The organism is Lysinibacillus sp. FJAT-14222, assembly GCF_001278875.1.
In the GTDB taxonomy this organism is placed as follows: domain Bacteria; phylum Bacillota; class Bacilli; order Bacillales_A; family Planococcaceae; genus Lysinibacillus; species Lysinibacillus agricola.
Map to the genome: position 1 here is coordinate 40,473 of NZ_LIYL01000069.1, position 14,074 is coordinate 54,546.

Genomic DNA, 14,074 nt, shown 5'->3' on the forward strand with positions numbered 1-14,074 from the left:
TAAATAAGGGGGATTTTCATGGCAGAACTTGTGTATCAAACTATTGGTCAATTGCTAGATAAACAATCTGAAAAGTATCCACAGCGTGAAGCATTAGTGTATGCAGACAGGAATTTACGTATGACCTATGAGGAGCTCAATCAGCAAAGTCGCTTAGTGGCTAGAGGGTTGATGGCTCTTGGAATAGAGAAGGGTGATCATATTGCAGTATGGACGACTAATGTCCCTGAATGGGTACAGTTGCAATTTGGCACAGGTAAAATGGGTGCTCCTATCGTTACTGTAAATACTAATTATCGTTCAAGTGAGTTGGAATATTTATTGAAGCAATCTGATGCAAAAACGATTATTTTAATTGAAAATTATCGAGACCATTCTTTTATGAATACACTGCAAGAGTTATGTCCAGAGCTTGATCATTGTGAACCAGGTAATTTGCAATCAAAGCGACTACCTTTATTGAAAAATGTTATTTTAATTGGCGAGACAAAATATCCCGGAGTACTTAACTGGTCTGATGTGTTATCTGCTGCTGAGCAAGTAACAGAGGAACAATTAGATCAAAGACAGCAAGCACTTCATTATGATGATGTTATTAATATTCAATATACTTCGGGAACAACAGGTTTTCCAAAAGGTGTTATGTTAACGCATTATAACTTAGTAAATAATGCGATTAATATTGCAGAATGTATGCATTTAACTTCTGAAGATCGCTTGTGTATCCCTGTGCCATTCTTCCACTGCTTTGGCTGTGTGATTGGAACATTAGCGATTACTACTAGTGGCGGGACGATGGTACCCGTGCAGGAATTTTCACCTACTGAGGTGCTAAAAACGGTTGAAAAAGAAAGATGTACCGCGCTACATGGCGTACCAACGATGTTCATTAGCGAACTTAATTTACCGAATTTTTCGTCTTTTGACCTATCGACATTGCGTACCGGAGTAATGGCTGGCTCTAACTGTCCTATGGAGGTGATGAAGGCTGTTATCGAGAAAATGGGTATGAGGGATATTACGATCTGTTATGGGCAAACAGAATCCTCACCTGTTATTACACAAACGAGAACAGATGACCCGCTATCGTTAAAGGTTGAAACAGTTGGCCGCGCATTGCCAAATTTAGAAGTTAAAATTGTCATTCCTGGTACAAATGAAGAAGCTGCGCCGAATGAGCAAGGTGAGCTATGTACGAGAGGCTACCACGTTATGAAAGGTTACTATAAAAACCCAGAAGAAACGCTGCTTGCAATTGATGAGTCTAGCTGGCTGCATACCGGGGATTTGGCAACGATGGATGAGGCGGGCTATGTACGTGTAACTGGGCGTTTAAAAGATATGATTATTCGTGGTGGTGAAAATGTATCTCCTCGAGAGATTGAAGAATTCCTTTATACACACCCAAAAATTGCAGATGTGCAAGTTGCAGGTGTTCCTGATCCTGTTTATGGAGAGGAAGCGGCAGCTTGGATCATTTTGCGAGAAGGAGAGCAGGCAACAGAGGAAGAGGTTCGGGATTATTGTCGGGATAAAATCTCCAGACATAAAATTCCACGACATATTTTCTTTATCGACGACTATCCGATGACTGCATCAGGAAAAGTTCAAAAGTATAGATTACGAGAGAGTTTTGGTGCAACAGTGAAGTAAGAAGGGGGCCAGTGTTATGTTCAAGAAGGTTTTAATTGCAAACCGTGGAGAGATAGCAAGGCGTGTTATAAGAACATGCAAACGACTAAATGTTCAAACAGTTGCGGTGTATTCCGAGGCAGATGCTGAAAGCTTACATGTTAAGGATGCTGATGAGGCGTTCTGTATCGGAAAACCACCTGTTGCACAAAGCTATTTAAATATTGATCGTATTCTTGAAGTGGCGAAGGACAGCGGTGCTGACGCTATTCATCCAGGCTATGGCTTATTATCAGAAAACGCTGAGTTTGCTAAACGTTGTACAGAGGCCGGTTTAGTGTTTATTGGGCCGAGCGCGGATGTTATTGCTTCGATGGGCAGTAAATTAGAAGCTCGGAAAACAATGAAAGCAGCAGGTGTACCGATTGTTGAAGGTGTTGAGGCACCGGTAAAAGATGTAACAGAAGCTATTGAAATTGCTTCCCGTCTAGGCTATCCCATTATGTTAAAGGCCTCTGCTGGTGGTGGAGGTATCGGGATGCAGCTCGTTGACAATGCAGAGGAATTAGCAAAAGCCTTTGAGGGGAATCAAAAGCGGGCACAGTCATTCTTTGGTGATGGCACGATGTATATGGAACGATTTATTGCGAATCCTCATCACGTCGAGGTACAAATTATTGCGGATCATGATGGCAATGTTGTACCACTATTTGAACGTGAGTGCTCGATTCAACGCAGAAATCAAAAAGTAGTGGAGGAAGCGCCGTCTCCTTTCATTTCTGATGAAACAAGAAAAAGTATGCTTGATGCGTCAGTCAAGGCAGTTCAGCATATTGGCTATGTGAATGCTGGAACGATTGAGTATTTAGTAGATGCAGAGCAAAACTTTTATTTCTTGGAGATGAATACTCGTCTACAGGTGGAGCATCCGGTGACTGAAGAAATTACAAAGCTGGATCTTGTAGAGGAGCAATTAAAGATTGCTGCAAAACAATCATTAGCATTTACTCGCGATAGCATCCAAAGAAAAGGGCACGCGATTGAAGTACGCATCTATGCTGAAAATCCTTCGACATTTTTCCCTTCTCCAGGCACAATCACGGCTTTTGAATTACCTACAGGTGAAGGGATTCGCCATGAATGTGGAGTAGAGGCAGGTACTACGGTAACACCTTTTTATGATCCGATGATTAGCAAATTAGTCGTGTGGGGAGAAACAAGAGCAACTGCGTGTGAAAGACTTATCGAAGCACTTAAAGCGTATAAAGTAGAAGGAATTCAAACAAATATTCCTATGCTGTTAAAAACAGTCACGCATGAACAATTTTTAAAGGGCTATACAACAACTAAATTTGTGGATGACTATTATCTACCTCAATTAGCAGAGACGAAATAAAGACTGGGGCTGTCCATATAACTTCTGTTTGTGAGAATATTTAGGACAGCCCAGTTACTGGACCATCACCAAAATTTGTGGATGACATTTTTTAAAATACATGCCCTGTATATTAGCTGATTGTAGTGGAGGCTAGGCGACTCCTTGGGGATTAGCGATAGGGGAACAAAGGCTAAGAGCATCACATCCTGTGATAACGCCTTCGTGACCAACATCATGTTGGCCCGAGACCCTGGAGCGAGCAACGCGAGTGAAGCGGCTCATCGGACGCCCCCAGGAAGCTCTGCTCTGCGCGAAAGCGAAGCGTCAGCGGCAAAGCGCCTAGTCGGAACGGAAATCAACCACACGTTATGGCGATGAGCCCAGTTATTAAATATTTGGAGGGATTTACAATGGCAACAGTTAAAGCGAGCATGGCAGGAACAGTATGGAAAATCGTTGTAGCAGAGGGCGAGAAAGTGACAGCAGGACAAGATGTGGCAATTTTAGAGTCGATGAAAATGGAGATTCCTATTGCAGCAGAAGAAGATGGTGTGGTCACAAAAATCATTGCGAACGAAGGGGATTTCATTAACGTTGATGATGATATTTTAGAAATCGAATAAGGAGGCTTCTTTATGCAGCTACCAAAGCATGTAACGTTAAAGGAAGTAGGTCCTCGTGACGGTTTGCAAAATGAGAAAATGCATCTTGCAACTGCCGATAAAGTACAGCTAGTGAATTTACTTAGTCAAACTGGATTGAAATATATCGAAGTAACATCGTTTGTGCATCCGAAGTGGATTCCACAGCTGGCAGATGCTGTAGAGGTACTTCAAGCTATTAAACGCCAAAAAGATATAACGTATGCAGCATTAGTACCGAATATGCGTGGCTTAGAACGTGCATTGCAGGCTGAAGTAGATGAAGTGAGCGTTTTTATGTCGGCAAGTGAAAGCCATAATCAAAGCAATATTAATAAAACGATTAATGAAACATTTCCGATATTAGAGGAAGTAGTTGTGGGGGCAAAAGCAGCACATAAAAACGTTCGTGGTTATATTTCAACAGTAATTGGTTGCCCGTATGAAGGCTACATACAACCAGAAAAGGTTTTGCGAGTAACAGAAAAATTATTCGAAATGGGTGTCGATGAAATTTCACTTGGTGACACGATTGGTGTTAGTGTACCGACACAGGTGGAAAGTCTTTTAGAAGAATTACTAAAAAGATATCCTGCAGAAAATTTCGCGATGCATTTTCATGATACACGTGGCACAGCACTAGCAAATATCGTGAAATCCTTAGAAATGGGAATTACCAAGTTTGATAGTGCACTTGGTGGACTCGGAGGCTGTCCATATGCCAAGGGAGCATCAGGCAATGTAGCCACGGAAGATTTATTGTATTTATTAGATGAAATGGGTATTAAAACAGGTGTTGAACTGAATAAAGTGCTAGAGGCGGCGCTATTTATTGAACAAAAACTAGGGAAGGCAGTTGTATCTAAGCAAATGGCGATTGCCCGTAATGAAAGGAGTACGAGTCAATTATGACGCAACTCGTTCGTTTTGAATTATTAGATGATTGCATTGGGCTTATTACACTTTCAAGAGCTGAAGCTGCGAATGCAATGTCTGTACAATTACTCCAAGAACTTAGTATGACATTCGACAAAATAAATGGTGATCCTGCAGTGCGAGTTGTCTTACTAACAGGAGCAGGGGAAAAGGCTTTTTGCGCTGGAGCAGATTTAAAAGAGCGTAAAGGGATGCCAGATCGACAAGTAAAGCAGATAGTGCAATTAATCGGTGCAACAGTGGCAAAAGTAGAAGCACTCGCTCAACCAGTTATTGCCGTATTAAATGGTGTTGCTTTTGGTGGTGGACTCGAGCTAGCGTTAGCCTGTGATTTACGTTTTGCAGCTGCACATGCAAAGCTAGGCCTTACGGAAACATCTCTCGGTATTATTCCAGGGGCTGGGGGAACACAGCGACTTCCACGACTAATTGGCATTGGAAAAGCGAAGGAATTGATTTATACAGCACGTCGATTAAATGCAGAAGAAGCAAGAAGCTACGGCATTGTAGAGTATGTTTATGAAGGACCTGAAGTGCTTGAAAAGGCTCAGCAGCTTGCGCTTGAAATGGCCAAAAATGCCCCGCTTTCTTTAATACAGGCAAAAATCGCTATGAATCAAGGTGTTGAAGTAGATTTAGCTACTGGTTTAAAAATCGAATCACTAGCATATAATGCTCTGATTCCTACAGAAGATCGTTTAGAGGGCTTACTTGCTTTTCAGGAAAAGCGAACACCGCAATACGTAGGGAAATAAATGGCTCTGATGAAGGATTTTGAATGGTTTTACCACATCATCAAAAGTCGGGGATGACATTTTTAAAAAGTATGCCATGTATATAAGTTGATTGGAGTGGAGGTTGGGAGACTCCTTGGGGATCAGCAATAGAGGAACGAAGGCTAAAACCATCACATCCTGTGATAACGCCTTCGTGCCAACATCAGTGCTGCTGCCGCTTCGCTTTCGCGCAAAAAACATCTGTTGGCCCGAGACCTTGCAGCGAAGCGGATGTTTTCTGTGCGAAAGCGTAGTGCTAACGTAGCGGCAGCAAATGTTTTATCTGTGCGAAAGCGAAGCGACAGCAACAAAGCGCCCAGCTGGAACGGAAATCAACCCCACGTTATGATGATGAACCGAAATCTAGGTGTATTATTAATTATTTATGCTAAGACGTAACCGATTGGGCAAAAGGAGGAATTAACTATGAGCAATGTATCGACAGAAAAAACGACGAAAACAATGAAGGAACAAATTTTAGCAGGTGGTCTTCCAAAATATCACGATAAAAATGCACAGCAAGGAAAACTATTTGTACGCGAACGACTCGAATTATTATTAGATGATGGGCTGCAATCAGAGGATGGCTTGTATGCGAACTGTTTAGCTGGTGACTTACCAGCAGATGGCGTTGTCACAGGAATCGGTAAAATTCATGGCCGTACCGTTTGTGTTTTAGCAAACGATTCGACGATTAAAGCTGGTTCTTGGGGTAAACGTACAGTAGAAAAAATGATTCGTATTCAAGAAACAGCAGAAAAACTAAATTGCCCTTTACTTTATCTAGTCGATTCAGCAGGTGCACGTATTACAGATCAATTAGAAATGTTTCCTGGTCGAAGAGGAGCAGGGCGCATTTTCTATAATCAGGTAAAGCTTTCAGGTAAAATCCCTCAAATATGCTTATTGTTTGGACCTTCTGCAGCAGGAGGTGCATATATCCCTGCATTCTGCGATATCGTAGTAATGGTAGAGGGCAATGCATCGATGTATTTAGGGTCTCCACGTATGGCGGAAATGGTTATCGGTGAGAAGGTAGATTTGGAAACAATGGGTGGAGCGAAAATGCACTGTTCCGTTTCTGGTTGTGGAGATGTGCTCGCTAAAACGGAGCAAGAAGCAATCGCGTATGCTCGTAAATATTTAGGCTATTTCCCGAACAACTATGCAGAGCGCAGTAAGGTTGAGGCACCAAAGCCACCAGCTTCATTTGATAAGTCCATTGAGGAACTAATACCAACAAATCAAAACGTTCCATTTGATATGTATAAGTTAATTGACCGCATTATTGATGAAGGTTCGTTTTGTGAAGTGAAAAAATTATTTGCTCCAGAATTAATTACAGGGCTTGGACGTATTAATGGGCAATCTATTGGAATTATCGCCAATCAACCTCGCGTAAAGGGGGGCGTTTTATTCCACGATTCAGCTGATAAAGCAGCAAAGTTCATTTCACTATGTGATGCGTTTAATATACCGCTTCTTTTCCTTGCCGATGTACCAGGCTTTATGATTGGTACGCAGGTTGAAAAAGCTGGGATTATACGCCATGGTGCAAAGATGATTTTTGCAATGAGCGAGGCGACCGTTCCTAAATTAACAGTCATTGTTCGTAAGGCATATGGTGCAGGATTATATGCAATGGCAGGTCCTGCTTTTGAGCCAGACTGCTGTATTGCGTTATCCAACGCACAAATTGCAGTAATGGGCCCTGAAGCTGCGGTGAATGCGGTTTATGCCAATAAAATTGCTGAACTCCCAAAAGAGGAGCAGGCAAGCTTTATTGCAGAAAAACGCAAGGAATATCAAGAGGAAATCGATGTCTATCGTCTAGCTTCAGAGCTTATCATTGATGATGTTATTGAGCCAAATGATTTAAGAAAAGCACTTGAATCACGTTTAGAGCTCTATATGTCAAAGTACTTATTATTCTCAGAACGTAAGCATGGAGTAAATCCAGTATAAAGTTTTGATAATAACGCTGTCTCAGTTATACTTGAGGCAGCTTTTTTTATATATAAACTAGTTTTACCAAGCGTGTTGATTAGGAAAATATAGGTTTATTATTGAGTGATAAAAGGATTTTTTTATATTTTGGCAAATATATTTCCGTTTTTAACTGATTGTAGCGTAGGGCTACTCGAGTGCTCCTGTCGCTTCGCTTTCGTCGCAGAGCAAAGCTTCCCGCGGCGAGACAGAAGAGACCCTGCAAGGAGCGAATGTTTTCTGTGCGAAAGCGTGAGTGCTAACGTAGCGGCAGCGACACCAGCGGCTCGACGCTCGCCCGCAGCGGAAATCAGAGCCTTCAAAATTAATCGAGGTGGATAAAAATGGTAAATTAACACACATGTAGTTTTACTTTATTAATAGCCCTTGCGTGGGAGAGGGAGGGCATATTAAAATATGAGAATGATACTAGGAAGCAGGTGGTTCAGGCATGTCAAAAAATAATATAGAAAGTAATGCCAAGCTACCATTACCATATCGTTCAATGATTGATACATATTATTTACCAATAAAAATAACAGGCTGGATATTTTTTTGTATCTATTCTGTTATAGCTTTTTATAAGCTGGTCATTGATCGTCTAGTGAATGTAGTCATTATTTTATTCAAGGGCGAATACTCTCTTGGTGAATTAGGGCTGTTTGATTATAGTGATTGGCGATTAACTACAAATTTTGTTCCCTTTGATACGATTCTTCGTTATATAAATTACTCTCAGTATTTTAATTTGGATATCATTATTATAAATCTACTCGGCAATTTATTAATATTTACCCCAATGGGCTTTTTACTACCACTGTTATCAAAAAAGTTTCGTAAAGCGTGGGTAGTTATTTGTGTAGGCTTTTTCTCCAGCCTAGCGGTAGAATCTATACAATTTATTTTTACGGTTGGGTCGGCAGATATTGATGATTTGATTTTAAATACACTTGGCGCATGGCTTGGCTACTTAGCCTATAAAAGCATACTTATTAAACCTAAACGAAATAGATAGAAACAGTCCTTGCCAAGGGGCTGTTTTTTTTAGGGGTAAATTAACACTATTTATAAAGTGATAACGGTAATAAAATTTATTGAAATTAAATATTGAAATAGTAAATGAATAGAAAAATGGATTTTATCGGAGGTCTTTATACCTATTTCGTTAAAAGTGGATTATTCCTTTAGGAGGTTAGTATTAATTTGCTCTTGAATTTAATCAAGAAAATTCCGATAATTAGTGTACAGAAACTGTTTAGATGACATAGGTATAGTTAAATAGAAGGTATTGATCATATCTATTATTTAACTTGCATATTAAGTTAGAAAGCCGAGGTGAATTCATATGAAACTATCAAGTTTAATAGAACAAGAAAGAATGTCATCACACTATAATCGTAAAAAGATTTTACAGCGAAAACAAGCAGGTGATGCATATCGAAAAAACGCACAGTATTTTCTGCCAAAGAAAAATCCAGTATTGCTTGAGCTAGAAAATTTACTTTTAGGACATACAGATCAAGAACTCTATGAGCAACAAAAAGAGGAATCCAAAGAAGTCACGCCCCAACAGCAAGCAATCATTCAAGATTTGCAGCAAACGAAAAAGAATGTGCTTGCTCATGAGCAAATGCAAAAGCCTGATGCTCTTGAAACAACTTCCTATTTACAGCTAGAGCATTTAGATGAAGAAGTGCCTACAGTAGTTGATGCGAATGCTAAGGAGACGCTACAAATTCTAGAGCAGGTGCGAAATGCAGCGCTAGAACCGGCACAGCCATCACCACAGGATTTACGTGTAGCGGCAAGTGCTAATGCTCAAATACAGCACATGCAATTGCAACTAAATGGCCAAGAGGTAGATCCAAGTGAATTAGATGACAGTGAGCCAGCTTTTGTACGTGAAGGTATTGAAGTCAAAGTACCAGAACGTTTTTCGAAGGAATTGAAAATGGATCCATTTGCAGATACAATTTTCGGTAAGCGGTATGAGGAGGCCTATAAGGCGCGAACATTTAAATATGCTTCTGAAAAATATGCCACTCATATTCAAATGGCGGACGACGGCTATCGACAAGGAAATGATTCTATGTTCTCCATGATAGCCTAATGCTGCAGATGGGAGATTTTAAACATGACGAAGGCAAAGCATGCAAAGACGAATGCTATAAGATTGTTGGAGCAACAAAAAATACAATTCGAAGTAATTGAGTATGAAACTGGTGACGGCCAAGTAGACGGAATTTCGGTTGCTGAAAAAATTGGTCATCCGGTTTCTCGAGTTTTCAAAACATTAGTAGCAAAAGCGAGTGCGCAAAAGCTTTTTGTATTTGTAATTCCTGTAGCAGAAGAGCTTAATTTAAAAGCTGCTGCCAAGGTCGTTGGAGAGAAAAAAATCGACATGCTTCCTGTCAAGGAGTTACTAGGCTATACAGGTTATGTACGAGGCGGATGCTCTCCAGTCGGCATGAAAAAGCTTTATCCGACGGTTATTGATGCGTCGGCTCAAGAGCAAGGAAGTATTATTGTGAGTGCCGGAAAAATCGGCATGCAAATCCATATGCAACTAGATGATTTAGTCGCTGTGACTAAAGCAAAGCTTGCACCAATTACCACTACCCAAGAATGATATCTGGGTAGTTTTTTTTGGGTTTTTAAGTAATGGCAGTAGAAAAAGATTGCTTGGTTTATGGTTAATCCGCTTGGCAATGTGGAAAGAAACGCATAGGTAGCTTGGCAAACTGTTCAGGTAGCTCGGGAAATTGCTCAGCTAAGAGGAAGAAGCCCGTGAATCCACTCAGTCTAGATTGATTTGAATGCTTTTCCTTTACATTGTAAATACGCAATTTTTTTGATGGGATCTCCTTTAATCAAGAAAGAATACGTTCATGATTGCATGAACGTAATTTTTTATAAAAAAAGAACAATAAATGAACGATTAATTAGTTTTGAAGAGCACTTAAACAATAAAAAGAAAAACAAAAGTATAGTGTAGTTAAGGTAATTTTCAGACGGAAAGGAGGGGATGTTTTGAAAGTGTTAATTGTTTCAATGTCTACTTTATTTATTGAAGCTTTACAAATAGCTATTCGTGATAGGCGTTCAACTTGGCAAGTAGATACTTATCAAATTCAAGCGCCTATATTTAATCAAACATTGCTGAAAAAAATTAAAGAACGATGCCTTGATATTGTAGTAATCGAAACAACAAATCAACATTTTACGATGATAATTGATAGTTTGAAGAAATTAAAGAGTCCAGAAATAGACATCATGTTACTTGTGGATTCAAGGATGGGTGAGGTTTACCATCACCTAAAAGATGAAGAACGGTGGTCTAGTGTTACTAAAAATACAAGTCTAGAGGAATTTTTAATATTGCTGGAATCCTTTAAAAGTAATGTACCTGATGTACCAGATGTCTCTTTAAAAGAGATGGATAAAGTGATTCTAAAAGAATTAGCAATAGGACACTCATTTGAGTTTATCCAACGTTCACAAGAGCTATCGGCTGAAGAAATAGATCAGTCACTATATCGAATTAATACTTATTTTAAAGTACCAAATTATATAGAATCTATTGTTAAAGCATTTGAACAGAAAATAATTACAAATTGAACATGCGAAGGAGGAAAAATAATATGAAAAAAGTTTTAGGTCTTTTAGGTGGATTAATTATTGGCATCGTTGTTATTGCTATCATAAAAATGGTTAATTAGGAGAGGTGCTTTATGACATTTAAAATAGAAAATTTAAATAAAAGCTTTGGTAATAAAAAAGCAGTAAACAATATTTCAATTCGATTAGAAGAAGGGCAAATCTTAGGCATGCTAGGTCGAAACGGTGCTGGAAAAACAACTACTATTCGAATGATGCTGGAGCTAATTCCAAAAGATAGTGGACAAATTTTATGGAGAGGAAAACCTTTTTCTAAGAAAAACTTAAAAATTGGCTATCTACCAGAAGAGCGTGGTCTTTATGCGAAAATGAACGTTTTAGATCAAATTATTTATTTTGGTATGTTAGAAGGAATGGATAAAAAAGAAGCTAAAAGAGAGGCCATAAAATGGTTGGAAAAACTTGAAATCTCATATGCAGCAAAGAAGCGCACCGAACAATTATCTAAAGGAAATCAGCAAAAAGTACAATTAATTACAGCGATTATACATGATCCAGAGTTTATTATTTTAGATGAACCTTTCAGCGGATTAGACCCTGTTAATGCGGATATGTTAAAAAACGTTGTAAAAGAATTGATTGCTAAAAAGAAAACAATTATTTTCTGTAGTCATCAAATGGACCAAGTTGAATCGTTTTGTAACCAAATTTGTATTTTAAAAGATGGGAATTTAATTGTGTCAGATCAATTATCAGCTGTGAAAAAATCTTATGATTATCGTTATTTAGAATTAGAAACGACAAATAATATTAAAGATTACTTAGATCATAAACAATATACATTTACACAAGAAAACAATCGTTATAAATTACGCATTCCACGAAGCGAGAGATTTTATCAAACTATTCAGGAGATTGATGAGAAATTTGAGCTGCAAGGAGTTGCATTAAAAGAACCAAGTTTACATGAAATCTTTATTGAACGGACAGGAGATGACGTAAATGCGAAATTTTAGTATTGTATTTAACACCGTTTTCAAAGAGGCTGTTAAAACAAAAGCCTATTTATATATGACGATTGGCTTAGTAGCATTGAGTTTGCTACTCTTTGCCTCACCATCAATTATGAAAGTCTTTAATACTGACAGTACGGATGAAACTTATAAAATTGTTAATCAAACATCTTTAAAACTATCTGAAAAAGAATTAACAGAGTTAGCCGGAAGCTGGACAATAGTAGACGATGCGAATATAGAAGATCTAAAAGAAGATATTAAAGCAGATGAATTAACTGGATTCTTTGTATTAGAAGATCAAACGAATTTAATGCAATTGAATATCTATATGCCGAAAGTAAACAATGAAGTGCTACTTCCGTTAGAATCTTATATTAAAGAAAAGAAAGTAGCGTCAATTGTTGCTACACAATCGATTGACATGGGTGTCCTTCAAGAATTGAATACACCACTACAAAGCAACGTTCAATCATTATATGAAACAGAACCAAATGCGTTGTTTATTATTTACGGTTTAATATCTATTATGTTCTTTTCTATTTCAATATACGGTAACAACGTTGCAACAGCGATTGCATCTGAAAAATCTTCACGTGTTATGGAAGTCATGATTACAAAAGTTGCACCAGTCCCTATGATGTACGGGAAAATTTTAGGCATTGGTTTAGCTAGTTTAACACAATTATTTATTTTTATGGGTGCCCTTTTATTATGGGCAAACGTAGGTATTTTTGAAGTTCCTGAAGGCTCGTTAGTACAAACTGTAATGGAAACTATTACATGGGGAACAGCAGCGTATATTCTTATTTTCTTTATCATTGGATACTTTATCTATGCAACTTTGTATGCGATTTTCGGATCCATGGTAAGCCGCCCGGATGATTTAGCAAGTGCATCGCTGCCAATTATGATTTTATTAATGGCGAGTTTAGCAGTGGAAATGCTCTTTGTAGTGGATTCTCCAGAAGGAACGATTACGAATATAACTTCTTACATTCCATTTACAGCGCCAATGAGTGTAATAATCCGTATTGTTTATAACACGATTTCACCAGTCGAAATTGCTGTTTCGCTATTAGTCATGATTTCGTTTATTGCTTTATTTGCAGCAATGGCAGCGAGAATCTATCCAAAAGGCGTTTTAAAATCAGATAGCTTAACATTTAAACAATTAATTCAGTCTAACAGATAATCCTGCGATAATAAGAACAAAATAGCAAGTCCTTTTGTAATCAAAAAGAACTCCGGCTTTTGGCAAATTTTAATCCAGAACATAAAGAGAAGGACGGGGCAAAAAATGTTTTTACTCAAGATATTGAACTTTTAGATACAAAATAGCGAACAGCCCGTAGCCACAATTGCAGGTTATGGGCAATTTTTGTATGTAATAGCACTCTACTAGGTTAGTAAATGGAAACTACTAGGTGGACTTAATGGATGCATTTTTATATGGAGATACTTGCAGGATGGTAGGGTGAAAACGAATTGATAGAAGAAATGGATAATACAGAATTTTAATATATAATGGTTATGAGTAAAAATTTATTAAAGGAAGTGCGGAATGGACGTGCTAACGATTGAATTTATACTAATGGCCATTGTTCAGTTTTCAATGTTATTATTCTTTGCCACATATGTACTAGACTTATATTGGTCCAAAAAACAATTTTTAATCATTTTATTTGTTATATTTTTACCAACCTTTATAATAACCCCTTTTTTTGGACCGATATCCATCTTATATTATTTATCAGTATTAGCCATCATGATTTATCGAGAAACAAAAGTTGTTATGAACATTCTTCATGTGTTTATGGCGCTGATTTTTTTAGTAATCGGCGATAATATTTCTAATATATTGACTTTCCGTTTGTTTAATGGGATAGGAAATGAGTACCTATCATTAATTAGTTATTTCTTTTTTTTTATAGTATTTGGTCTAATATTTGCTTTTTGTTACAAAAAAATTGTGAAATATTTGATCAGTCGCTTGGTATTCTATAACTTCGTTTCGTATATTTCGGTATTCCTTGGTATTGCTACAGTCATCTTTATGTACATCAATATCATGGCAATTGACCATGACAATTT

Annotated in this window: 15 protein-coding genes and 1 pseudogene; all 16 read left to right on the forward strand. The window is 38.1% G+C overall.

Going from position 1 to position 14,074, the window contains the following annotated elements:
- The first annotated feature begins 18 nt into the window (after window positions 1-18).
- Window positions 19-1,653 carry an AMP-binding protein gene (locus AN161_RS27040; protein WP_053597408.1) on the forward strand — a complete coding sequence of 545 codons (1,635 nt, stop codon included), beginning with the start codon at window positions 19-21 and terminating at the stop codon, window positions 1,651-1,653.
- A gap of 16 nt (window positions 1,654-1,669) precedes the next feature.
- Complete coding sequence (locus AN161_RS27045) at window positions 1,670-3,028, forward strand: acetyl-CoA carboxylase biotin carboxylase subunit (RefSeq protein ID WP_053597409.1); 1,359 nt, start codon at window positions 1,670-1,672, stop codon at window positions 3,026-3,028.
- 144 nt (window positions 3,029-3,172) lie between these two features.
- A complete protein-coding gene (locus AN161_RS27050) occupies window positions 3,173-3,388 on the forward strand; it encodes a hypothetical protein (RefSeq protein WP_053597410.1) in 216 nt (71 codons plus the stop codon).
- Between the two features lie 32 nt (window positions 3,389-3,420).
- Window positions 3,421-3,633 carry an acetyl-CoA carboxylase biotin carboxyl carrier protein subunit gene (locus tag AN161_RS27055; protein WP_031418413.1) on the forward strand — a complete coding sequence of 71 codons (213 nt, stop codon included), beginning with the start codon at window positions 3,421-3,423 and terminating at the stop codon, window positions 3,631-3,633.
- Between the two features lie 12 nt (window positions 3,634-3,645).
- Window positions 3,646-4,563 (forward strand): hydroxymethylglutaryl-CoA lyase, encoded by a 918-nt coding sequence (locus AN161_RS27060; protein WP_053597411.1) that lies wholly within the window; start codon window positions 3,646-3,648, stop codon window positions 4,561-4,563.
- A complete protein-coding gene (locus AN161_RS27065) occupies window positions 4,560-5,342 on the forward strand; it encodes an enoyl-CoA hydratase (protein ID WP_053597412.1) in 783 nt (260 codons plus the stop codon). Before AN161_RS27060 ends, AN161_RS27065 begins: the two co-directional genes overlap by 4 nt.
- Window positions 5,343-5,603: 261 nt before the next feature.
- Complete coding sequence (locus tag AN161_RS30065) at window positions 5,604-5,762, forward strand: hypothetical protein (RefSeq protein WP_158003116.1); 159 nt, start codon at window positions 5,604-5,606, stop codon at window positions 5,760-5,762.
- A gap of 27 nt (window positions 5,763-5,789) precedes the next feature.
- Window positions 5,790-7,328 carry an acyl-CoA carboxylase subunit beta gene (locus tag AN161_RS27070; protein ID WP_053597413.1) on the forward strand — a complete coding sequence of 513 codons (1,539 nt, stop codon included), beginning with the start codon at window positions 5,790-5,792 and terminating at the stop codon, window positions 7,326-7,328.
- Between the two features lie 129 nt (window positions 7,329-7,457).
- On the forward strand, window positions 7,458-7,691 hold the full coding sequence (locus AN161_RS29290) for a hypothetical protein (protein ID WP_143115095.1): 234 nt from the start codon (window positions 7,458-7,460) through the stop codon (window positions 7,689-7,691).
- 109 nt (window positions 7,692-7,800) lie between these two features.
- Window positions 7,801-8,364: a VanZ family protein gene (locus AN161_RS27075; RefSeq protein WP_053597414.1), complete on the forward strand. Its 564-nt coding sequence runs from the start codon at window positions 7,801-7,803 to the stop codon at window positions 8,362-8,364.
- Between the two features lie 330 nt (window positions 8,365-8,694).
- Window positions 8,695-9,459: a hypothetical protein gene (locus AN161_RS27080; RefSeq protein WP_053597415.1), complete on the forward strand. Its 765-nt coding sequence runs from the start codon at window positions 8,695-8,697 to the stop codon at window positions 9,457-9,459.
- A 24-nt stretch (window positions 9,460-9,483) separates the two neighbouring features.
- Window positions 9,484-9,978 (forward strand): Cys-tRNA(Pro) deacylase, encoded by a 495-nt coding sequence (ybaK, locus tag AN161_RS27085; RefSeq protein WP_053597416.1) that lies wholly within the window; start codon window positions 9,484-9,486, stop codon window positions 9,976-9,978.
- A gap of 407 nt (window positions 9,979-10,385) precedes the next feature.
- Window positions 10,386-10,967 carry a glycosidase gene (locus AN161_RS27090; protein WP_241774670.1) on the forward strand — a complete coding sequence of 194 codons (582 nt, stop codon included), beginning with the start codon at window positions 10,386-10,388 and terminating at the stop codon, window positions 10,965-10,967.
- A 113-nt stretch (window positions 10,968-11,080) separates the two neighbouring features.
- Entirely contained in the window at window positions 11,081-11,983 is a 903-nt protein-coding gene (locus AN161_RS27095; RefSeq protein WP_053597418.1) for an ATP-binding cassette domain-containing protein, read from the forward strand.
- A complete protein-coding gene (locus tag AN161_RS27100; RefSeq protein WP_053597419.1) occupies window positions 11,970-13,175 on the forward strand; it encodes an ABC transporter permease in 1,206 nt (401 codons plus the stop codon). The genes AN161_RS27095 and AN161_RS27100 overlap by 14 nt, the downstream gene beginning before the upstream one ends.
- A gap of 369 nt (window positions 13,176-13,544) precedes the next feature.
- Window positions 13,545-14,074: pseudogene (locus tag AN161_RS27105) on the forward strand (signal transduction protein); the annotation flags it as partial.

Coding starts and splice junctions, on each gene's coding strand:
- AN161_RS27095 (WP_053597418.1), top strand. CDS start 11,081: ATGACATTTAAAATAGAAAATTTAAATAAAAGCTTTGGTAATAAAAAA.
- AN161_RS27100 (WP_053597419.1), top strand. CDS start 11,970: ATGCGAAATTTTAGTATTGTATTTAACACCGTTTTCAAAGAGGCTGTT.
- AN161_RS27065 (WP_053597412.1), top strand. CDS start 4,560: ATGACGCAACTCGTTCGTTTTGAATTATTAGATGATTGCATTGGGCTT.
- ybaK (WP_053597416.1), top strand. CDS start 9,484: ATGACGAAGGCAAAGCATGCAAAGACGAATGCTATAAGATTGTTGGAG.
- AN161_RS27075 (WP_053597414.1), top strand. CDS start 7,801: ATGTCAAAAAATAATATAGAAAGTAATGCCAAGCTACCATTACCATAT.
- AN161_RS27055 (WP_031418413.1), top strand. CDS start 3,421: ATGGCAACAGTTAAAGCGAGCATGGCAGGAACAGTATGGAAAATCGTT.
- AN161_RS27070 (WP_053597413.1), top strand. CDS start 5,790: ATGAGCAATGTATCGACAGAAAAAACGACGAAAACAATGAAGGAACAA.
- AN161_RS27045 (WP_053597409.1), top strand. CDS start 1,670: ATGTTCAAGAAGGTTTTAATTGCAAACCGTGGAGAGATAGCAAGGCGT.
- AN161_RS27040 (WP_053597408.1), top strand. CDS start 19: ATGGCAGAACTTGTGTATCAAACTATTGGTCAATTGCTAGATAAACAA.
- AN161_RS27080 (WP_053597415.1), top strand. CDS start 8,695: ATGAAACTATCAAGTTTAATAGAACAAGAAAGAATGTCATCACACTAT.
- AN161_RS27060 (WP_053597411.1), top strand. CDS start 3,646: ATGCAGCTACCAAAGCATGTAACGTTAAAGGAAGTAGGTCCTCGTGAC.